The organism is Streptomyces sp. NPDC056061 (assembly GCF_042266885.1).
In the GTDB taxonomy this organism is placed as follows: Bacteria; Actinomycetota; Actinomycetes; order Streptomycetales; family Streptomycetaceae; genus Streptomyces.
This window is the reverse complement of sequence record NZ_JBHJWQ010000025.1, coordinates 113,841-134,550: the sequence shown is the minus strand read 5'-3', so window position 1 is coordinate 134,550 and position 20,710 is coordinate 113,841. Positions and strand designations below refer to the sequence as shown.

At 70.7% G+C, this 20,710-nt stretch carries 22 protein-coding genes and 1 pseudogene; 21 read left to right on the top strand and 2 right to left on the bottom strand.

From position 1 onward, the window contains the following. Positions 1-148: 148 nt before the first annotated feature. Positions 149-2,062, top strand: a complete 1,914-nt coding sequence (ftsH, locus tag ACFC79_RS29055) for an ATP-dependent zinc metalloprotease FtsH (protein ID WP_376245982.1) — start codon at positions 149-151, stop codon at positions 2,060-2,062. Positions 2,063-2,164: 102 nt separating this feature from the next. On the opposite strand, the gene ACFC79_RS29050 is transcribed toward ftsH, so the two are convergent. Beyond that, on the bottom strand, positions 2,165-3,040 hold the full coding sequence (locus ACFC79_RS29050) for a class I SAM-dependent methyltransferase (protein ID WP_376245979.1): 876 nt from the start codon (positions 3,038-3,040) through the stop codon (positions 2,165-2,167). Between the two features lie 515 nt (positions 3,041-3,555). Here ACFC79_RS29050 and ACFC79_RS29045 point away from each other — a divergent pair. The 17 genes from ACFC79_RS29045 to ACFC79_RS28965 all read left to right on the top strand — a co-directional run bounded on the left by ACFC79_RS29045 (position 3,556) and on the right by ACFC79_RS28965 (position 16,518). Continuing rightward, positions 3,556-4,149 (top strand): hypothetical protein, encoded by a 594-nt coding sequence (locus tag ACFC79_RS29045; RefSeq protein ID WP_124716133.1) that lies wholly within the window; start codon positions 3,556-3,558, stop codon positions 4,147-4,149. A 157-nt stretch (positions 4,150-4,306) separates the two neighbouring features. Continuing rightward, on the top strand, positions 4,307-4,744 hold the full coding sequence (rpsP, locus tag ACFC79_RS29040) for a 30S ribosomal protein S16 (RefSeq protein ID WP_376245976.1): 438 nt from the start codon (positions 4,307-4,309) through the stop codon (positions 4,742-4,744). 2 nt (positions 4,745-4,746) lie between these two features. Beyond that, entirely contained in the window at positions 4,747-4,986 is a 240-nt protein-coding gene (locus ACFC79_RS29035) for an RNA-binding protein (protein ID WP_005311361.1), read from the top strand. 78 nt (positions 4,987-5,064) lie between these two features. After that, entirely contained in the window at positions 5,065-5,667 is a 603-nt protein-coding gene (rimM, locus tag ACFC79_RS29030; protein WP_376245973.1) for a ribosome maturation factor RimM, read from the top strand. After that, positions 5,667-6,488: a tRNA (guanosine(37)-N1)-methyltransferase TrmD gene (trmD, locus tag ACFC79_RS29025; protein ID WP_376245971.1), complete on the top strand. Its 822-nt coding sequence runs from the start codon at positions 5,667-5,669 to the stop codon at positions 6,486-6,488. Before rimM ends, trmD begins: the two co-directional genes overlap by 1 nt. Before the next feature lie 175 nt (positions 6,489-6,663). Continuing rightward, entirely contained in the window at positions 6,664-7,014 is a 351-nt protein-coding gene (rplS, locus tag ACFC79_RS29020; protein WP_376245969.1) for a 50S ribosomal protein L19, read from the top strand. Between the two features lie 45 nt (positions 7,015-7,059). Continuing rightward, entirely contained in the window at positions 7,060-7,830 is a 771-nt protein-coding gene (lepB, locus tag ACFC79_RS29015; RefSeq protein WP_376245966.1) for a signal peptidase I, read from the top strand. After that, the gene (gene lepB, locus ACFC79_RS29010; protein ID WP_376245963.1) at positions 7,823-8,890 is read left to right on the top strand and encodes a signal peptidase I; all 1,068 of its coding nucleotides are present in this window, start codon (positions 7,823-7,825) and stop codon (positions 8,888-8,890) included. Before lepB (ACFC79_RS29015) ends, lepB (ACFC79_RS29010) begins: the two co-directional genes overlap by 8 nt. Next, entirely contained in the window at positions 8,790-9,698 is a 909-nt protein-coding gene (gene lepB / locus ACFC79_RS29005; protein WP_376246012.1) for a signal peptidase I, read from the top strand. Before lepB (ACFC79_RS29010) ends, lepB (ACFC79_RS29005) begins: the two co-directional genes overlap by 101 nt. Before the next feature lie 51 nt (positions 9,699-9,749). Beyond that, positions 9,750-10,487 carry a signal peptidase I gene (gene lepB, locus ACFC79_RS29000; RefSeq protein ID WP_376245961.1) on the top strand — a complete coding sequence of 246 codons (738 nt, stop codon included), beginning with the start codon at positions 9,750-9,752 and terminating at the stop codon, positions 10,485-10,487. Beyond that, on the top strand, positions 10,477-10,965 hold the full coding sequence (locus ACFC79_RS28995) for an NUDIX hydrolase (protein ID WP_376245959.1): 489 nt from the start codon (positions 10,477-10,479) through the stop codon (positions 10,963-10,965). Before lepB (ACFC79_RS29000) ends, ACFC79_RS28995 begins: the two co-directional genes overlap by 11 nt. Before the next feature lie 64 nt (positions 10,966-11,029). Next, a complete protein-coding gene (locus ACFC79_RS28990) occupies positions 11,030-11,338 on the top strand; it encodes a DUF2469 domain-containing protein (protein WP_043444228.1) in 309 nt (102 codons plus the stop codon). Between the two features lie 169 nt (positions 11,339-11,507). Beyond that, positions 11,508-11,864 (top strand): YraN family protein, encoded by a 357-nt coding sequence (locus tag ACFC79_RS28985; RefSeq protein WP_376245956.1) that lies wholly within the window; start codon positions 11,508-11,510, stop codon positions 11,862-11,864. Beyond that, a complete protein-coding gene (locus tag ACFC79_RS28980; protein WP_376245954.1) occupies positions 11,864-13,486 on the top strand; it encodes a YifB family Mg chelatase-like AAA ATPase in 1,623 nt (540 codons plus the stop codon). Before ACFC79_RS28985 ends, ACFC79_RS28980 begins: the two co-directional genes overlap by 1 nt. Beyond that, positions 13,483-14,745 carry a DNA-processing protein DprA gene (gene dprA, locus ACFC79_RS28975; RefSeq protein ID WP_376245951.1) on the top strand — a complete coding sequence of 421 codons (1,263 nt, stop codon included), beginning with the start codon at positions 13,483-13,485 and terminating at the stop codon, positions 14,743-14,745. Before ACFC79_RS28980 ends, dprA begins: the two co-directional genes overlap by 4 nt. Positions 14,746-14,996: 251 nt before the next feature. Next, on the top strand, positions 14,997-15,833 hold the full coding sequence (whiG, locus tag ACFC79_RS28970) for an RNA polymerase sigma factor WhiG (protein ID WP_376245948.1): 837 nt from the start codon (positions 14,997-14,999) through the stop codon (positions 15,831-15,833). A 118-nt stretch (positions 15,834-15,951) separates the two neighbouring features. After that, the gene (locus ACFC79_RS28965) at positions 15,952-16,518 is read left to right on the top strand and encodes a TetR/AcrR family transcriptional regulator (RefSeq protein WP_376246009.1); all 567 of its coding nucleotides are present in this window, start codon (positions 15,952-15,954) and stop codon (positions 16,516-16,518) included. 245 nt (positions 16,519-16,763) lie between these two features. Here ACFC79_RS28965 and ACFC79_RS28960 read toward each other — a convergent pair. Beyond that, a pseudogene (locus ACFC79_RS28960) lies at positions 16,764-17,495 on the bottom strand (murein hydrolase activator EnvC family protein); the annotation flags it as partial. A gap of 277 nt (positions 17,496-17,772) precedes the next feature. Between ACFC79_RS28960 and rpsB the strand changes: the two are divergent. From rpsB to pyrH, 3 genes are all read left to right on the top strand, one after another. Then, the gene (gene rpsB / locus ACFC79_RS28955; RefSeq protein ID WP_376245945.1) at positions 17,773-18,663 is read left to right on the top strand and encodes a 30S ribosomal protein S2; all 891 of its coding nucleotides are present in this window, start codon (positions 17,773-17,775) and stop codon (positions 18,661-18,663) included. 99 nt (positions 18,664-18,762) lie between these two features. Continuing rightward, on the top strand, positions 18,763-19,599 hold the full coding sequence (tsf, locus tag ACFC79_RS28950) for a translation elongation factor Ts (protein ID WP_376245942.1): 837 nt from the start codon (positions 18,763-18,765) through the stop codon (positions 19,597-19,599). Positions 19,600-19,759: 160 nt separating this feature from the next. Beyond that, positions 19,760-20,536: a UMP kinase gene (pyrH, locus tag ACFC79_RS28945; RefSeq protein WP_376245940.1), complete on the top strand. Its 777-nt coding sequence runs from the start codon at positions 19,760-19,762 to the stop codon at positions 20,534-20,536. Positions 20,537-20,710 lie beyond the last annotated feature (174 nt).

The following is a 20,710-nucleotide window of genomic DNA, read 5'->3' as shown; positions in this document are numbered from 1 at the left end:
CCGCCGACGGCGGGTGCCCCTCACTCATGTCCGTCGGGCGTCCGCGGGGCGTCCGTCCCCCTGTGGGCCCACTGAGCGGGCCCACAGGGGGCTTTGGTGAGTTTTCTCCTCTAATGTCGCATCAACGGCTGTCAGCAGAGGAGCCCGCGTGACCAGTCCCGTACCTCCCCGCGATCGAACCGACCAGCCGTGGCGCTCCGAGGGGGCCCCGCCACCCCCGCCGCCGGGCCGGAAGATGCCGGGAGGCTGGGGCGGACTGCTGCTCACCGCGCTCGTCGTCTATCTGATCGCCAACCTGGTGCTGTCCTTCTTCAACGGCGCCGAGGAACGGACGATCGCGTACACGGAGTTCAGCAAGCAGGTGACCTCGGGCAATGTCGCCAAGATCTACTCCAAGGGCGATTCCATCGAGGGCCAGCTCAAGAAGGAATCGACGGTTCCGGGAACCGACGAGAAGTACACCCGGTTCGTCACCCAGCGCCCCGCCTTCGCGGACGACAACCTCTGGGCGGAGCTGGTCAAGGGCAACGTCATGGTTACCGCCGAGCCGGTCGTCCAGCAACGCAGCTTTCTGGCGAACCTGCTGATCTCGCTGGCCCCGATGCTGCTGCTCGTGCTGCTGTGGGTCCTGGTCGCCCGGCGGATGGCCAGGGGCATGGGCGGCGGACTCGGCGGCTTCGGGCGCAAGGCCCCGCCCAAACCGGTCGAACTGGAGGGTGCCAAGCGCACCACGTTCCAGGACGTGGCCGGGATCGACGAGGTCGAGGGCGAGCTCAACGACGTCGTGGACTTCCTGAAGAACCCGCAGGCATACCGGAAGATGGGGGCCCGGATGCCCGGGGGCGTGCTCCTCGCCGGACCGCCGGGCACCGGCAAGACGCTGCTGGCCCGGGCCGTCGCGGGCGAGGCCGGGGTGCCGTTCTTCTCGGCGTCGGCCTCAGAGTTCATCGAGATGATCGTCGGGGTCGGCGCGAGCCGGGTGCGGGAACTCTTCGCCGAGGCGCGCAAGGTCGCCCCCGCCATCGTCTTCATCGACGAGATCGACACCATCGGCCGGGCCCGCGGCGGCGGCTCCGGCGTGGGCGGCCACGACGAGCGCGAACAGACCCTGAACCAGATCCTCACCGAGATGGACGGCTTCTCCGGCTCCGAGGGGGTCGTGGTCCTCGCCGCCACCAACCGCGCGGACGTCCTCGACCCCGCGCTCACCAGGCCCGGCCGCTTCGACCGGATCGTCCAGGTCAGCCCGCCCGACCGGAACGGCCGGGAGGCGATCCTGGAGATCCACACCCGGCAGATCCCGCTCGGCCCCGACGTGAACCTGGCCCAGGTGGCCGCCACGACGCCCGGCATGACCGGTGCCGACCTCGCCAACCTGGCCAACGAGGCCGCGCTGCTCGCCGTCAAGCACAGGCGGACCGAGGTGAGCCCGTCGGATTTCTCGAACGCCCTGGAAAAGGTCCAGTTGGGCGCGGAACGTTCCCTGGTCATGTCCGACGAGGAACGCCGCAGGACCGCGTACCACGAGAGCGGGCACGCCCTGCTCGGCATGGTCCAGCCGGGGGCCGATCCGGTCCGCAAGGTCACCATCGTGCCGCGCGGCCGGGCCCTGGGCGTCACCCTCTCGACCCCGGAGGCCGACAAGTACGCCTACACCGAGGACTACCTGCGGGGCCGCATCATCGGCGCGCTCGGCGGAATGGCCGCCGAGCAGGTGGTGTTCGGCGTGATCACCACCGGCGCCGAGAGCGATCTGGAACAGGTCACCCAGCTGGCCCGCGGCATGGTCGGCCGCTGGGGCATGAGCCACAAGGTGGGCCGGCTGACGGCCATCCCGGGCGACGCCCAGCAGGCGTACGGGCTGTCGGCCGCCCCCGCGACGCTGGACGCCGTGGACGGCGAGATGCGGCGCATCGTCGACGAGTGCTACGAGGCGGCGTGCCGCCTGCTGCGCGAGAACCGGGACCGGCTGAACTCACTGGCCGCGGCGCTGCTGGCGAACGAGACCCTGGACGAGGCCGACGCCTACCGGGCGGCCGGCATCACCCGCCTGGGCAAGTAGGCGAGCGGGCGCCGCCGCGCGCCCCCACTCGCACGGTTCTCGCAGGTGCGCGGCGGCCCGCCCGGACGGTGCGCGGTTCGGGCGCCGCACGGGGAGACCGGCTCAGACGGTGCACAGGAGATAGCGGAAGACGTTCGGCATCCGGACCGTGCCGTCCGGGCGCCGGTGCGGACGCAGGGCCCGCACCACCTCCTGGGCCACCCGACGCGGGTCCGTCGCCCGCACCGCCGTGTCGAACAGCCGCGTCGACAGCAGCCCGCGCACCGCGCTCTCCAGGCCCGGGTAGTCGAACGGGCAGGCCACCCGCCCGGAGCCGTCCGGTCGCAGACCGGCCCGGAACGCCACCTCTTCGAGGTCGTCCCGGCGCGACGGACGCCAGCCGCCCGCGCGGGACTGCTGCGCCCCGCCCGAACCCCGGCCACCCATCCGCAGCACCGGCACCGTCGCGCACCGCTCCGGCGGGCCCCACCCGGTCAGGACGACCGTGCTGCCCCGGGCGGCCAGCGGCACCGCGGCACGCAGCGCCGACACCAGTCGCTCGTCGTCGCCGTCCGAGCAGCCGATCGGGGTGAACGCCGTGATCAGGTCGTACGGAGTTCCGTCCACCGGAGCCGCGGCGGACGGATCGCCGTCCAGGAGCCGGTGGGCATCCGCCGGGGAACCGGCGCCGCCCGGACCCGCCGGCATCCGGATCCGGGCCAGCGCCAGGCGGTCCGGATCGGTGTCGACGCCGGTGACGCGTGCTCCGCGGGCGGCCGCGATCACCAGCGCGAGACCGGAGCCGCAGCCGAGGGAGAGCACGCGGGTACCGGCCCCCACTTCGAGCCGTTCGTACACCGCCTCGTACAGCGGCGCGAGCATCCGTTCCTGGATCTCCGCCCAGTCCCGGGCGCGGGTAGCGGGGTCGGCCGCCGCAGCGGCGGCACCGGTGGTGGCCGCGACCGCGCGGCTGTGGTGCCGGACGAGCGTTGGTGTCATGGAAGCGCCCCAATCCGCCGAGAGGTCGGTCCTGTCCGATCAGTCCTGCCCGAATGGATTCCCCTGCCGCGACCGCGACGGCTCCCCGTTCGTGAACCCGAGGAGCACGCGACCGCGCACACGCCCCGCCGGGCCGCCCCGGCGGGAACCGCTCCGGGGGACGGACGCCCGGCGACGGGCGGAAGCCGTGGGGCGGGCGTCCGCAGCCGCTGCCGCCCGCGCTTCCCCCAGTTTTACCCGACATCCCGAGCCGGGCACGTCGAGGACTCCGGGCGCCGCCGCACCCGCTGCGGGGGCCGCTCCGCGGTCCGCGTACGGTGGCCGTCCACACATCCGTCTACACGTCCGGGCGTACCCATCACTACGTACCACCTTGGCGTGAGCTGTGAGAGTTCTCCGTAGATCTGCGCACCCGCCCTCGTCGCGACGCATCAACGGCAACTGACTGGTACGTGCAAATTATTTGGGATGGCCCGGAATCGGAACACCGGGGCGTTCGCGCTCGTTGTCACGACGTGAGCACGACACCACCTGTACTTGCCGCAGAGCTGGCGCAGGCGTGGGCCGACATTCAGCGGTACCACCCCGAGCTGCCGGATCTAGCCGCTCCCGAGTCCCTGATCGGAGAGTCCTCGTCCGCCTGTGGCGCGGAACTCTCCTTCGAGCGACTGCTGCACGAGGCAGTCCATGGCATCGCCGCCGCGAGAGGTGTCCGCGACACCTCCCGGGCAGGCCGCTATCACAACCGCCGATTCCTCGCGATCGCCGAGGAGCTGGGCCTCGACCACGCCGAGGAACCGCACCCCAGCAGTGGCTTCTCACTGGTCGCCCTCAACCCCGAGGCGAAGCGTCGGTACCGGCCGACCATCGAGCGGCTGCAGCGCGCCCTCAAGGCGCACACGGTCGCCACCGCCGCCGACACCAAGCGTTCGTTCCGCGGCCCGGCGGCCCGGCACGGCTCCTCCGGCGGAGGCGTCCGGGTCAAGGCGGTCTGCGACTGCGGACGCAATGTGCGCGTCGTCCCGTCGGTCCTGGCGCAGGCCCCGATCGTCTGCGGGGGATGCGGAAAGCCGTTCCGCATCCCGGAAGCAGTGGTCGCTGTGGGGTGACCTCATGAGGTGTGGCACAATGGCTAGCTGTACTCGACAGTCGCACAGGACCCCTCTCTCCTCCGGCTGACGCGTCCATCGGGCACCCGAGTACCGCAACCCCACGTGGCATCTTCGTTGTGCCCAACCACGTCATAGACCAGGAGACACCACTTCCGTGGCAGTCAAGATCAAGCTGAAGCGTCTGGGCAAGATCCGTTCGCCTCACTACCGCATCGTCGTCGCCGACTCCCGCACCCGCCGTGACGGCCGGGCCATCGAGGAGATCGGCCTGTACCACCCGGTGCAGAACCCCTCGCGCATCGAGGTCAACTCGGAGCGTGCGCAGTACTGGCTGTCCGTCGGCGCCCAGCCGACCGAGCCGGTTCTCGCGATCCTGAAGCTCACCGGCGACTGGCAGGCGCACAAGGGCCTTCCGGCCCCCGCGCCGCTGCTGCAGCCGGAGCCCAAGGCCGACAAGCGCGCCCTGTTCGAGAACCTGGGCGACGGCGAGGAGGCCAAGGGCGAGGCCATCACGCAGAAGGCCAAGAAGTCCGACAAGAAGGCGGACGAGGCTGCTGACGCGGCTGCGGCCGCCGAGTCGACCGAGGCCTGAGCATGCTCGAGGAGGCTCTCGAGCACCTCGTGAAGGGCATCGTCGACAACCCCGACGACGTGCAGGTCGCCTCGCGCAACCTGCGTCGCGGTCGCGTGCTGGAGGTCCGGGTGCACCCCGACGACCTCGGCAAGGTGATCGGCCGCAACGGCCGCACCGCCCGCGCGCTGCGGACCGTCGTGGGCGCCATCGGCGGCCGTGGTATCCGCGTCGACCTCGTCGATGTGGATCAGGTTCGCTGACAAGTTGAACACCGGCACGGGCCGGGGAGGGCCATGCGCCCGCCCCGGCCCGTCGTCGTATGACAGGAGAGACACAAGGTGCAGTTGGTAGTCGCGCGGATCGGCCGTGCCCACGGCATCAAGGGCGAGGTCACCGTCGAGGTGCGTACGGACGAGCCGGAGCTGCGGCTCGCCCCCGGAGCCGTGCTCGCGACCGATCCGGCCGCCGCCGGACCGCTGACGATCGAGACCGGCCGGGTGCACAGCGGACGGCTGCTGCTGCGGTTCGAGGGCGTGCGCGACCGTACGGCCGCCGAGGCGCTGCGCAACACGCTCCTGATCGCCGAGGTCGATCCGACGGAACTCCCCGAGGAGCCCGAGGAGTTCTACGACCACCAGCTCGTCGACCTCGACGTGGTCCTCGCCGACGGCACCGAGATCGGCCGGATCACCGAGATCGCGCACCTGCCGTCGCAGGACCTGCTCATCGTGGAGCGGCCGGACGGCGCCGAGGTGATGATCCCGTTCGTCGAGGAGATCGTCACCGAGATCGACCTGGAGGAACAGCGCGCGGTGATCGTCCCGCCGCCGGGGCTGATCGACGAGAGCCAGGCAGTGATCGCCTCCGCGCGCGACGAGGGCGCGACGGGCGCGGCCGAGGGCGAAGGGGCCGATGCGCCCGGGACCGGGAAGGACGCCTGATGCGGCTCGACGTCGTCACGATCTTCCCCGAATACCTTGAACCGCTGAACGTCTCGCTGGTCGGCAAGGCCCGCGCGGGCGGCCGGCTCGATGTGCATGTCCACGACCTGCGGGGCTGGACCCACGACCGGCACCACACGGTCGACGACACCCCGTACGGCGGCGGCCCCGGCATGGTCATGAAGACCGAGCCCTGGGGAGACGCGCTGGACGACGTCCTGGCGAGCGGCTACGAGACCGGGGCGCACGCCCCGGTGCTCGTGGTACCCACCCCCAGCGGCCGTCCGTTCACCCAGGAACTGGCCGTCGAACTCTCCGAGCGCCCGTGGCTGATCTTCACCCCGGCCCGCTACGAGGGCATCGACCGTCGGGTGACGGACGAGTACGCGACCCGCATACCGGTCGTCGAGGTGTCCATCGGCGACTACGTCCTGGCGGGCGGGGAGGCCGCGGTGCTGGTGATCACGGAGGCGGTGGCCCGGCTGCTGCCCGGAGTGCTCGGCAACGCCGAATCCCACCGGGACGACTCCTTCGCCCCCGGCGCGATGGCCAACCTGCTGGAGGGCCCCGTCTACACCAAGCCGCCCCAGTGGCGGGGGCGGGGCGTCCCGGACGTGCTGCTCAGCGGTCATCACGGGAAGATCGCGCGCTGGCGCCGGGACGAGGCGTTCCGGCGTACCGCGCTCCACCGGCCCGACCTCATCGAGCGCTGCGAGGCCGACGGCTTCGACAAGAAGGACCGCGAGATCCTTTCCATCCTGGGCTGGTCGCCGGAGCCGGGGGGCCGATTTTGGCGCAGGCCCGGGGCCGTGGAAGAATAGGCGGCTGCTGTACGTCCGGCGTGCGCCCCTGCCACAGGGGGAGCGGCCACCACGTCCCCATGCACATGTCTTCATGCACATGAGGGCGGCCCAGACGTCCGTCCGGTGCGAGCGGCATCCCATCCTCACTACCTCCCGCCGATGACCTGTGGCATCGACGAAGAAAGCAGACAACATGTCTTCCCTGCTCGATGGCGTCAACGCCGCGTCGCTGCGTTCCGACATCCCGGCGTTCCGCCCCGGCGACACCGTCAACGTCCACGTGCGCGTGATCGAGGGCAACCGCTCCCGTATCCAGCAGTTCAAGGGCGTCGTCATCCGTCGCCAGGGTGCCGGTGTCAGCGAGACCTTCACGGTCCGCAAGGTCTCCTTCAGCGTCGGCGTCGAGCGCACCTTCCCGGTGCACAGCCCGATCTTCGAGAAGATCGAGCTCGTCACCCGCGGTGACGTCCGTCGCGCCAAGCTGTACTACCTCCGTGAGCTGCGCGGCAAGGCCGCGAAGATCAAGGAGAAGCGCGACAACTGAGCTGACTGACGGGTCCACAGGTCGGCCGGATAAGCTCTGGCCCCGATGGACACGGAAGCCAAGCCCTCGGAGCGCGACCGCTCCTCCGCACCCGCGACGGGGACGGAGGAGCGGTCGCGCTCCTCGCGTATGCCGTCCCTGCCGACCGGGTCGATCTCCTGGCGGCGGACCGCCGTGCTGGGAGCCGCCTGCTCGGTCTTCGTCCTGCTGCTCAGCGCGTTCGTGGTGCGGCCCTATCTGATCCCCAGCGGCTCGATGGAGCCCACGCTGCACGTGGGGGACCGGGTGCTGGTGAACAAGCTGGCGTACCGTTTCGGCTCCGCACCGCAGCGGGGCGACGTGGTGGTCTTCGACGGCACCGGATCCTTTGTGCAGGAGCCGCCCCGGGAGAACCCCGTCTCCGGTCTGCTGCACCGAGCGGCGGCCTCCCTGGGACTGGCGGAGCCGGCCGAGACCGACTACGTGAAGCGGGTGGTGGGTGTGGGAGGGGACCGGGTGGTCTGCTGCGACCGGCGCGGACGGATCGAGGTGAACGGCCGGCCGCTGACGGAGAAGTATCTGTACCCGGGGGACGAACCCTCCCGGGTGCGCTTCGACATCGTCGTGCCCGAGGGCACCCTGTGGATGATGGGCGATCACCGCAGCAATTCCCGCGATTCGCGCGATCACCTGGGAGAGCCGGGCGGTGGCATGGTTCCGGTCGACAGGGTGATCGGCAGGGTGGGCTGGATCGGCTGGCCCCTGGGCCGGGCGGGTTCGCTGCCGGACTCCGAGGCGTTCAACGGTGTCCCGGCACCGGGCGGAGCCCATGGGTAGCCGCGGCTGGGGATCGGACGACGAACCGGAGGCCGGCATACCCGCCTCCCCGGAGGCGGGGGCGGGTATGCCGTCCAGGTCGGAGCGCCGACGGCGGGCCCGCACGGCCGAACGGCGTCGCCGCAGGTCGACGCTCCGGGAGATCCCCCTGCTCGTCGTCGCGGCACTGGTGATCGCCCTGATCCTCAAGACCTTCCTGGTGCAGGCCTTCGTGATCCCTTCCGGATCCATGGAGCAGACCATCCGGATCGGCGACCGGGTGCTGGTGGACAAGCTGACGCCGTGGTTCGGATCGCGGCCCGAGCGGGGCGACGTCGTCGTCTTCAAGGATCCCGGCAACTGGCTGAAGCACGAGACCGCGGGCAAGAAGGAGTCGCCCGTCGTCGTCAAGCAGGTGAAGCAGGCGCTCACGTTCGTCGGCCTGTTGCCGTCCGACGACGAACAGGACCTGATCAAGCGGGTGGTCGCGGTCGGCGGCGACACGGTGAAATGCTGCGACAAGGACGGCCGGATCACCGTGAACGGCGTCCCGCTCGACGAGCCCTACCTGTACGCGGGCAACCCGCCCTCCCTCATCAAATTCGAGGTAAAGGTTCCGGCCGGGCGGCTCTTCGTGATGGGCGACCACCGATCCGATTCGGCCGATTCGCGCTACCACCTGGACGAGCCGGACCACGGAACGGTTTCCGAGAACGGCGTCGTGGGACGGGCCGTGGTCATAGCCTGGCCCTTCTCCCACTGGCGAAAGCTCAAGGAACCGTCGACATTCGACTCGGTCCCGGACGCGCGCGCCGGGACGGCCGCCGCGTCGGGCCGGTCGAATAGTGTGGTGTCCGAGGAACCCGACGGAATGATCCCTCTCCCGACCCCTGCGGAACTCCCGCTCGTTATGGGAGTGGTGGGCCTGCACCGGCTGGGGTGCAGGCGGTGGCACGGAGTAAGGAGTGGATGTGGGGGACTTGGCGGTCGGCGCACGATCCGGACACGAACCCGAGGACAGGCCGGAGCATTCGGATCACGCCGGGGCCGCCGGGGCGTCGGCGGAGGGTGCGGTGGGTGACGGCGACACCACGCACGGCGGCGGCCGGGGACAGCAGAAGCCGCGCTCCTTCTGGAAGGAGCTGCCCCTGCTCATCGGCATCGCGCTGGTCCTCGCACTGCTGATCAAGACTTTCCTGGTGCAGGCGTTCTCGATCCCCTCGGACTCGATGCAGAACACGCTGCAACGGGGCGACCGGGTGCTGGTCGACAAGCTGACGCCGTGGTTCGGTTCGGAGCCCGAGCGCGGCGAGGTCGTGGTGTTCCACGATCCGGGCGGCTGGCTGGAGGACACCCAGGCACCCGAGCCGAACGTGGTGCAGAAATTCCTCAGCTTCATCGGGCTGATGCCGTCCGCGGAGGAGAAGGACCTGATCAAGCGGGTCATCGCGGTCGGCGGCGACACGGTGGAATGCAAGAAGGACGGCCCGGTCGTGGTGAACGGCAAGGCCCTGGACGACAAGTCGTTCATCTTCCCCGGGAACACCCCCTGCAACGACGAGCCGTTCGGGCCGATCACCATTCCCAAGGGCCGGATCTGGGTGATGGGCGACCACCGCCAGAACTCCCTCGATTCGCGCTACCACCAGGAGTTGCCGGGCGGCGGCACGGTCTCCAACGACGAGGTCGTCGGCCGGGCCATCGTCGTGGCATGGCCGATCAACCGCTGGGCGACCCTGCCCATCCCGAAGACCTTCGACCAGCCGGGCATCAACACGACGGTGAACACGGCGATGAGCCTGGCCCCGGGCGTGCTCGGTGCGGCGGGCGCCCTGCCCCTCGTGCTGTGGCGCCGCAGGAGGCTGACCCGAGGGCATACCGCCGGGTAGGGTGCCGACTCGGATCAGCGATTGTCGATCTCCGATGCGGGGGGCGCTGGGATGAGCGGAACAGGACGTACGGGGGACGGCCGCGGCCGGCTCGGCAGCATGCTGTCGGGGCTGACCGTGGCCGTCGGCTGTGTGCTCTTCCTCGGTGGTTTCGCCTGGGCGGCAGTGGTGTACAAGCCGTACACCGTGCCGACCGAATCGATGACCCCGACGGTGCACGCCGGTGACCGGGTGCTCGCCCAGCGGATCGACGGCAGCGAGGTCCGCCGCGGCGACGTGGTGGTCTTCACGGATGACGCCTGGGGCGACATGCCCATGGTGAAGCGGGTCGTCGGGGTCGGCGGCGACACGATCGCCTGCTGCGACAGGGGTCGGCTCACGATCAACGGCAAGGCCGTTGAAGAACCGTATCTGCAGAAAAAGGACCCCGCCTCGGCGAACAGTTTCACGGCCGATGTGCCCCGGGGGCAGCTCTTCCTGCTCGGTGACGAACGCAGGTCGTCCCTGGACTCGCGGGTCCATCTGAATGACCGGGGCCAGGGATCCGTGCCGCGCGACGCGGTGCGGGGCCGGGTCGACGCCATCGCCTGGCCGATGGACGGAATGATCGAGCGGCCGGAGAGCTTCGCCGCCCTGCCCGGCGGAGTCTCGTCGCCCGGGCCGCTGCGCCTGCAACTGGCAGCCGTGGTGACGGGTGTGGTGCTGATCCTCGCCGGTGCCGCGTACGGCCCGATCGCGGCCCGGTCGGCACGGCGAGCACAGGAGGGGACGGCTTCCGGTGCGTGTTGAGAAGCGGAAGGTCGCCCGTGTGGTGCTCCTGGACCCCGACGACCGGATTCTCCTGATCCACGGCTATGAACCGGAGGACCCCGGGAGCACCTGGTGGTTCACTCCCGGGGGCGGCCTGGAGGGCGACGAGACCCGGGAGGAGGCCGCGTTGCGCGAGCTTGCCGAGGAGACCGGCATCACCGATGTCGAACTCGGCCCGCTGCTTTGGCAGCGCATGTGCTCGTTCCCCTTCGACGGGCGTCGTTGGGAACAGGACGAGTGGTACTACCTGGCCCGTACGGCGCAGACCGCCACGGACACCCGCGGATTCACCGGGCTGGAGCAGCGCAGCGTCGCGGGGCTGAGATGGTGGACCTCCGCCGAACTGTCGGCGGCGCGTGAGACTGTGTACCCGACCAGGCTCGCCGAGTTGCTGCGCACGCTGCTCGACGAGGGTCCTCCGGGTACGCCGATGGTTCTGCCCCCCGAATCCGCCTGAGCGCCCGGGGGAGCCGGTCCCTGGCGCACAATGGGGGGACGCACGGCTGAAGGGGAACATGCCAATGAGCGCCGAGGACCTCGAAAAGTACGAGACCGAGATGGAGCTGAAGCTCTACCGGGAGTACCGAGACGTCGTCGGTCTGTTCAAATTCGTGATCGAGACCGAACGGCGCTTCTACCTCACCAACGACTACGAGATGCAGGTGCACTCGGTTCAGGGCGAGGTGTTCTTCGAAGTGTCGATGGCGGACGCCTGGGTCTGGGACATGTACCGGCCCGCACGCTTCGTCAAACAGGTACGTGTGCTGACGTTCAAGGACGTCAACATCGAGGAGCTGAACAAGAGCGATCTCGAACTTCCGGGTGGCTGAGTCGCCCCCATCCGGGGGCCGGTCAGCACGTACGGGTGGCTGAGCGGTCCCCACGGGCGGCGGATTCGCACATACGGGTGGCCGGGATATCCACAATCCCGGAGTTGTCCACCAAGATCCACCGGTCGGGGCCGAACACGTCAGAGTCGGCCCCGGAGGTGGTGCCGACATGAACGCACGGGGCGCACTCGGACGGTACGGCGAGGATCGGGCGGCGCGGCTGCTGACCGACGCCGGCATGTCCGTGCTGGAACGGAACTGGCGCTGTCGCGCCGGTGAGATCGACATCGTCGCGGTGGACGGCGACGTACTCGTGGTCTGCGAGGTGAAGACCCGCAGAGGCGGTGCCTTCGAACACCCGATGGCCGCGCTCACGGCTCGCAAGGCGGAGCGGTTGCGTCGCCTCGCCGGCATCTGGCTGCACCGGTGCGGCGGGCCGCCGGGCGGGGTCCGCATCGACCTGGTCGGTGTGCTGCTGCCCAGGCGCGGGGCGCCCGTCGTCGAGCATGTGCGCGGGGTGGCCTGATGGGGTTCGCACGGGCGTGTTCGGTGGCGCTGGTCGGCGTCGAGGGTGTGGTGGTGGAGGTCCAGGCGGATCTGGAGGCGGGGGTGGCCGCGTTCACCCTGGTGGGACTTCCGGACAAGAGCCTGGTGGAGAGCCGGGACCGGGTCCGGGCCGCGGTGGTGAACTCCGGGGCCGAATGGCCGCAGAAGAAGCTCACGGTCGGCCTGTCGCCGGCATCCGTGCCCAAGGCCGGTTCGGGGTTCGACCTGGCAGTGGCCTGCGCGGTGCTGGGCGCGGCGGAGCGGATCGACCCGGGGGCCATCGCCGATGTGGTGATGATCGGGGAGCTCGGGCTGGACGGCCGGGTGCGGCCCGTGCGTGGTGTGCTGCCCGCCGTGCTCGCCGCGGCGGAGGCCGGATACCGCCAGGTCGTCGTGCCCGAGCAGACCGCCGGCGAGGCGGCGCTGGTGCCCGGGGTCTCGGTGCTCGGGGTGCGCAGCCTGCGGCAGCTCATCGCGGTGCTCTGCGACGAACCGGTGCCGGACGAGCGGAAGGAGGACGGGGGACGGCCGGACGCGATGCTGGCCGGACTGCTGGTGCCCGGTGCGGGAACCGGCACCGGCCTCGTCATCGGCACCGGCCGGGGCGAGGGCAACGCGCCGGATCTGGCGGATGTGGCGGGACAGCAAAGGCCCCGCATGGCCCTGGAGGTCGCCGCGGCGGGCGGCCACCATCTGATGCTGTCCGGTCCGCCGGGCGCGGGCAAGACCATGCTGGCCGAACGCCTGCCGGCGATCCTGCCGGAACTGACCAGGAAGGAGTCCCTGGAAGTCACCGCCGTGCACTCGGTGGCGGGGCTCCTGCCGCCGGGGGAGCCACTGGTCACCCGCGCGCCCTACTGCGCACCGCACCATTCGGCGACGATGCAGTCGCTGGTCGGCGGAGGCAACGGACTGCCGCGGCCCGGTGCGGTGTCCCTGGCCCATCGGGGAATCCTCTTTCTGGACGAGGCACCGGAGTTCTCCGTCCGGGCACTGGACGCACTGCGCCAGCCGCTGGAGGCCGGGCACGTGGTGGTGGCACGGAGCGCGGGCGTGGTGCGGCTGCCCGCGAGGTTCCTGATGGTGCTGGCAGCCAACCCCTGCCCGTGCGGCCGGCACTCGCTCGCCGGTGACGGTTGCGACTGCCCGCCCTCGGCGGTCCGGCGCTACCAGGCCAGGCTGTCCGGGCCCCTGCTCGACCGGGTGGACCTGCGCGTGACCGTCGACAGGGTCGGGCGCAAGGACCTGCTGGGGCAGGGCGGCAGAGGGGAGTCGACGGCCGTCGTCGCGGCGCGGGTCCAGGAGGCACGGGCGAGGGCGGCGAACCGTCTGGCGGGCACCGGATGGAGCACCAACGGCGAGGTCCCCGGCCACGAGTTGCGGACCCGGCTGGTCCCGGCGCCGGGCGCGCTCCTGGAAGCGGAACGGGACATGGAACGCGGCCTGCTCACCGCCAGGGGCCTGGACCGCGTCCTCAGAGTGGCGTGGACGGTCGCCGATCTGCGTGGTGCCGATCGCCCGGACGGCTCCGACGTCGCGGTCGCGCTGGAGCTGCGCACCGGGATCTCCCGGGGCGTCGCGGTGCGGGCCGGTGCCTCATGACGGCGGGTGCGGGGGCCGGGAGGGCGGAGGAGACGCGCCGCCTCCCGGAGCGTGCCACGGGATCGGGAACGCCGCACGAGCCGGGTGCAGAGCCGGGGGCGGGCGCCGGTGGTGGGGAACGGCTGGCGAGGGCCGCTCTGACCCGCATCCTGGAACCGGGGGACGAGCGGGCCGGTCGTTGGCTGCGCGAGCACGGAGCCGTCGAACTGCTGCGGCGGATCACCACCGGGGGCGATGCCGCACGGCGGTTGGACGGGATGACCACGAAACGCCTCGACGGGTACCGGCTGCGGGCCGAGCACGCCGAGCCCGAGCGGGACCTGGCGGCCGTCGCCGCGCTCGGCGGGCGCTTCATCTGCCCCGGCGAGCTGGAATGGCCCAGCCAGCTCGACGACCTGGGAGACGCCAGGCCGACCGGTCTCTGGGTGCGGGGGCCGCGTGACCTGCGGCTCTGGGCGCTGCGGTCGGTCGCCGTGGTCGGCGCCCGCGCCTGCACACCGTACGGGGCCCACATGGCGGCGAGCCTCGGCGCGGGGCTCGCCGAGCTGGGGTGGGTGGTCGTGTCGGGGGCGGCGTTCGGGGTGGACGGGGCGGCACACCGCGGCGCGCTCGCCGTCGACGGGGCGACGATGGCGGTCCTGGCCTGCGGGGTGGACGTCGCCTATCCCAGGGGACACGCCGAGTTGATCGGACGCATGGCGGAGCAGGGACTCGTCGTCGGCGAACTGCCACCGTCCGGTCATCCGACCCGCAGCAGATTCGTTCTGAGGAACCGGGTCATCGCCGCGTTGACGCGGGGAACAGTCGTGGTGGAGGCCGAACACCGCAGCGGTTCGCTGGTCACCGCGCGAAGCGCCCAGCGGCTCGGCCGCTTCACGATGGGGGTGCCGGGCCCGGCCACCAGCGGGCTTTCGGCGGGGGTCCACGAACTGCTGCGGGGCGAGGGCGTCCTGGTGACGAACGCCGCGGAGGTCGTCGAACTGGTGGGTGACATCGGCGAACTCGCCCCTGTCCGCAACGGCCCCGTACGGGCCCGGGACCTCCTGGACGCCGAGTCCGCAGCGGTCCTCGACGCCCTGCCGTACCGCGGCGTCGTCGGCGGCCGGGACGTGGCCCGTGCCGCCGGCACCAGTGTCGATGAAGCACTCGGCAGACTGTACGAACTGCACTCACTGGGGTTCGTCGAACGACATGGCGACGGATGGAAGTTGACGCGACGGCCGACACGCAATGGCGACGCGCGGCGAGGCGGTACTTGACCTGGAGCATTCGGGTGAAAAGGTGATGCCGACGACCTCGGCCGCCCCTTCGGCGCACCTCCGGGGCCGACGCACGCGGCGACGGCCCCGGACCGGATCCGTGCCCGATCGGCCGGAATCGTACGGTGCCGATCCGTCGCTCTGCGCGGACCGCGACGGTTCAGTCACGCTACGCTCACAAGGATTCCGCTTCAGGCACAAGTCCTCCGGCCCCAGCACTTCACAGCAGACAGAACGGCTCAAGGCACCACATGCCCCAGCACACCTCCGGGTCTGACCGCGCGGCAGTACCACCGGCTGCGCGTGGCACTGTGCGCCCTCCCGCCCCCTCCTCGCTCGACGAGTTGTGGCGTTCGTACAAGTCCACGGGCGACGAGCGGTTGCGGGAACAGTTGATCCTGCACTACTCGCCGTTGGTGAAATATGTCGCGGGCAGGGTGAGTGTGGGCCTGCCCTCCAACGTCGAGCAGGCGGACTTCGTCTCCTCCGGTGTGTTCGGACTGATCGACGCGATCGAGAAGTTCGACGTCGAGCGCGCGATCAAGTTCGAGACGTACGCGATCACGCGCATCAGGGGCGCGATGATCGACGAACTGCGGGCGCTCGACTGGATTCCGCGTTCGGTCCGTCAGAAGGCGCGGGCGGTGGAACGCGCCTACGCCACGTTGGAGGCACAGCTGCGACGGACCCCCTCCGAGCCGGAGGTCGCCGCGGAAATGGGCATCGCACTGGAGGAACTGCACTCGGTTTTCAGCCAGTTGTCGCTGGCCAACGTCGTCGCCCTGGAGGAGTTGCTGCATGTCGGCGGCGAGGGCGGGGACCGGCTGAGCCTGATGGACACGCTGGAGGACACCGCTGCCGACGATCCGGTGGAGGTCGCCGAGGACCGCGAGCTCAGACGACTTCTCGCCCGGGCGATCAACACGCTCCCGGAGCGCGAGAAGACGGTGGTCACCCTCTACTACTACGAGGGGCTCACGCTCGCCGAGATCGGCAACGTGCTCGGCGTCACCGAGAGCCGGGTCAGCCAGATCCACACCAAGTCGGTGCTGCAACTGCGTGCGAAGCTCGCCGACGCCGGCCGCTGAGAGCACCGGTGGCCGACGCCGTCCATGGCCGCTTCGGCCAATGATTCGGGGCCGCGCGCATCCGTTCGGACACCGGTCGCCGTAAAGTGGACGTGTGCCCAGGATTCGAGCGGCCTCGGTGGCCGAGCACCGGACCATGCAGCGCGGCGCCCTCCTGGACGCCGCCCGCTCCCTGCTGTCCGAGGGCGGGACGGAGGCGCTGACCTTCCCCGCCCTCGCCGAACGCACGGGCCTCGCCAGGTCCTCCGTCTACGAGTACTTCCGTTCCCGTGCGGCCGTCGTCGAGGAGCTGTGCGCCGTCGACTTCCCCGTCTGGGCGGCGGAGGTCGAGAACGCGATGGAGCGGGCCACCACTCCCGAGGGGAAGATCGAGGCATACGTGCGTCGGCAGCTCGACCTTGTCGGGGACCGGCGGCACCGGGCAGTCGTGGCGATCTCCGCGAGCGAGCTGGACGCGGGGGCACGCGAGAAGATCAGGGCCGCGCACGGCGGGCTGATCGCCATGATCGTCGAGGCGCTCGGCGAACTCGGCCACGAGCAGCCGAGGCTCGCGGCGATGCTGGTGCAGGGGTCGGTCGACGCCGCGGTCCGGCGTATCGAACTCGGAGTGGCGGAGGAGCCGGGCGTGATCGCGGACACCGCCGTCGCCATGGTCCTGCGCGGCGTGCAGGACGCACGGGACTGACGCCGTCGCCGTACGGCGACGAACAGAACGCCGGGGGCGGCGAGCCCGTCCCCGGTCCCCTCGGTCTTCTCGGTACCTTCGGCCTTCCCGGTCGCCCTGGCCTCTTCGATTTCCTCGGTCGCCCTGGCCTCGCCGGTCCCCTCGGCCTCGTCGGCTGCCTTGGCCTCTCCGGCCTCGCCGCCCCCTTCGGTCCTCGCAGCGGCTTCGGTTCCTTCGGCCTTCACGGTTCCTTCGGCCGACGGGCCGGGTTCCGGCACGCCGGACACCGGCAGCAACCGGGATGGACCGCGCCGCAGCAACGCGGGCGGCAACAGCGACAGCGGATCCAGATAGGCGTCCCCGCGCCGCAGTCCCCAGTGCAGACAGGCCGACGCGCAGTGGAACGGCCCCGTGTCCAGCGACGCCACGACCTGGCCGGCCGTCACCCGGTCGCCCTCGGCGACCAGCGCACGCACCGGCTCGTACGTGGTCCGCAATGGCGGGGCGCCGGTACCCGCCACTTCGATCGCCACCACCCCGCGCCCTGCCACCCGCCCCGCGAACGACACCCGGCCCGAGGCCGCCGCCAGCACTGCGGCGCGCGGTTCCGCGGCGAGATCCACGCCGCGGTGGCCGCGTCCGTAGGCACTGGCCGGCGGCTCCCAGCCCCGGACCACCGCGGGACGCCCCGCGAGCGGCCACGCCCGGCCGCCGGTCGGCACCGGTGCGGGTGCGGGTGCGGAGCCGTCGGGGGAAGGAGTCGGGCCGGGCGGGGGAGTGGGCGCTGAAGCGGATCCGGGTGCGGGCGGGTGAACGGATGTTGTGGCGAAGCCCGGAGGGGCGGCCGCGAAGGCCCCGGCCGCGACGCCCCGGATGCCGCACAGCAGCACGAGAAAGGCCGCCGTCACCGATGTCGCGGCACGGCGGGTTCTCGGCCGGCGGAGGGAGACGTGGCGGGAACCGCGGCGGGAAACGGTCGGGTCGGGTGTGCGTCGCATGGCAGAACCGTCCCGCGCCGACCGGAACCGGGGGGATCATGGACCGGATCTGTGGACGACCGAGCCGTTGTGGACAGCGCCGTCACCCGGCACCCGAGCCGTCCCGTACACTTCCTATGGCGACCCGGGTCACCGGGTCGACTTCGCACGCCCCGCCACCTCCCTCTCAGCGGACGGTGGCCGCGCTCCTCGGTCCCTCGTGGCACGGCGCGTCGGGGCGTCAGGCGCGACGGCAATCCTGCCGACGCGACAACCGAGTACCTCAAGGAGTACGGCCATGGCCGTCGTCACGATGCGGGAGCTGCTGGAAAGCGGCGTCCACTTCGGTCACCAGACCCGTCGCTGGAACCCGAAGATGAAGCGCTTCATCTTCACCGAGCGCAACGGCATCTACATCATCGACCTGCTCCAGTCGCTGTCGTACATCGACCGCGCCTACGAGTTCGTCAAGGAGACCGTCGCGCACGGCGGCTCCATCATGTTCGTCGGTACCAAGAAGCAGGCCCAGGAGGCCATCGCCGAGCAGGCGACGCGCGTCGGCATGCCGTACGTCAACCAGCGTTGGCTCGGTGGCATGCTCACCAACTTCTCCACCGTCTACAAGCGCCTTCAGCGTCTGAAGGAGCTCGAGCTCATCGACTTCGAGGACGTGGCCGCCTCCGGCCTCACCAAGAAGGAGCTCCTGGTCCTCTCCCGCGAGAAGGCCAAGCTGGAGAAGACCCTCGGTGGTATCCGCGAGATGCAGAAGGTGCCGAGCGCCGTCTGGATCGTCGACACCAAGAAGGAGCACATCGCCGTCGGCGAGGCTCGCAAGCTCAACATCCCGGTCGTCGCGATCCTGGACACCAACTGCGACCCCGACGAGGTCGACTACAAGATTCCGGGCAACGACGACGCGATCCGCTCCGTCACCCTGCTCACCCGCGTGATCGCCGACGCCGTCGCCGAGGGCCTCATCGCCCGTTCCGGTGCCGCCACCGGTGACTCGAAGCCGGGCGAGAAGGCCGCCGGTGAGCCGCTCGCCGAGTGGGAGCGCGACCTGCTGGAGGGCGACAAGAAGGCCGACGCCGAGGCGCAGTCCTCCGCCGAGACCGAGAAGGCCGCCGACGCCGAGAAGCCGGCCGAGGCCGCTGCCGAGGCTCCGGCCGCGGACGCCGAGCAGGCCTGACACTCGTCACGGCTGATGACGGCGGGGGCAGGTGCCACGAGCACCGCCCCCGCCGTCCACCCGTAGATCTTTCAGACTTCGAGAGAGAAACCCAGACTCATGGCGAACTACACCGCCGCTGACGTCAAGAAGCTCCGCGAGCTGACCGGCGCCGGCATGATGGACTGCAAGAAGGCGCTCGACGAGGCCGAGGGCAACGTCGACAAGGCCGTCGAGGCGCTCCGTATCAAGGGTCAGAAGGGCGTCGCCAAGCGCGAGGGCCGTTCTGCCGAGAACGGTGCCGTCGTCTCCCTCATCTCCGAGGACAAGACCTCCGGTGTTCTGCTGGAGCTGAAGTGCGAGACGGACTTCGTCGCCAAGGGCGAGAAGTTCCAGCACGTCGCCAACACGCTCGCCGCCCACGTCGCCGCGACCTCCCCGGCGGACCTCGCCGCGCTGCTCGCCTCCGAGATCGAGGCCGGCAAGACCGTCCAGGCGTACGTCGACGAGGCCAACGCCAACCTCGGCGAGAAGATCGTCCTGGACCGCTTCGCGCAGTTCACCGGCGGGTACGTGGCCGCGTACATGCACCGCACCATGCCCGACCTCCCGCCGCAGGTCGGCGTCCTGGTCGAGCTGGACAAGGAGAACGCCGAGGTCGCCAAGGACGTCGCGCAGCACATCGCCGCCTTCGCCCCGAAGTACCTCAGCCGCGAGGACGTCCCGGCCGAGACGGTCGAGAACGAGCGTCGCGTCGCCGAGGCCACCTCGCGCGAGGAGGGCAAGCCCGAGGCCGCTCTCCCGAAGATCGTCGAGGGGCGGGTCAACGGCTTCTTCAAGGAGGTCGTCGCCCTGGAGCAGGCGTTCGCCAAGGACAACAAGAAGTCGGTCCAGAAGGTTCTGGACGAGGCCGGTGTCACCCTGAAGCGCTTCGCGCGCATCAAGGTCGGCATCTGAGTCCGTCCGCGAACAACGGTGGCCCCCGAACGGGGTCCGGTGCAGTCGTCGGCCGCACCCATGCCGTACGACCGCAGAACTGACGAGGAGGCCATTGCCGCGGAGGGACACCAGACCCACCGGCAATGGCCTTCTTCGTATGTGCACGAGGAGAATCCCCATGAACAAGGGCGCGGATGCCGCCAAAGGTGACCACAAGCACGACGACGGCAAGGTGCCCGGACGCTTCATGCTGAAGCTGTCCGGAGAGGCGTTCGCCGGCGGCGGGGGACTCGGTGTCGACCCCGACGTCGTCCACGCCATCGCCCGGGAGATCGCGGCGGTCGTCCGCGACGGCGCGGAGATCGCGGTCGTCATCGGCGGCGGCAACTTCTTCCGCGGTGCCGAGCTCCAGCAGCGCGGCATGGACCGGGCCCGGTCCGACTACATGGGCATGCTCGGCACGGTCATGAACTGCCTGGCGCTCCAGGACTTCCTGGAGAAGGAGGGCATCGACTCCCGCGTCCAGACCGCCATCACCATGGGGCAGGTCGCCGAGCCGTACATCCCGCTGCGCGCCGTGCGCCACCTGGAGAAGGGGCGCGTCGTCATCTTCGGTGCCGGCATGGGGATGCCGTACTTCTCCACCGACACCACGGCCGCCCAGCGCGCCCTGGAGATCGACGCCCAGGCGCTGCTGATGGGCAAGAACGGGGTGGACGGGGTCTACGACTCCGACCCGAAGGCCAACCCGGACGCGGTGAAGTTCGACGCGCTCGAATACGGCGAGGTGCTCGCCCGCGATCTCAAGGTCGCCGATGCCACCGCCATCACGCTCTGCCGCGACAACGACCTGCCGATCCTCGTCTTCGAACTGACCGCCACCGGCAATATCGCCCGCGCGGTCAAGGGTGAGAAGATCGGCACGCTCGTGAGCGACCGGAGCACCCGGGCCTGAAGAAACCGGGGAGCCTTTCCCGGGAAGCCGCGGGGAAGGTTCGGGGCCTGCGGGGAACACCCACTACGCCCCCCGAAGGATGGACAACGGCCTGCCGGTCGGACACCGTGCAGGTGAGGACGCGACGCAGACCCGCGGGCCCGAGCACGCCGGGCCCACTCAAGACACGCAGGA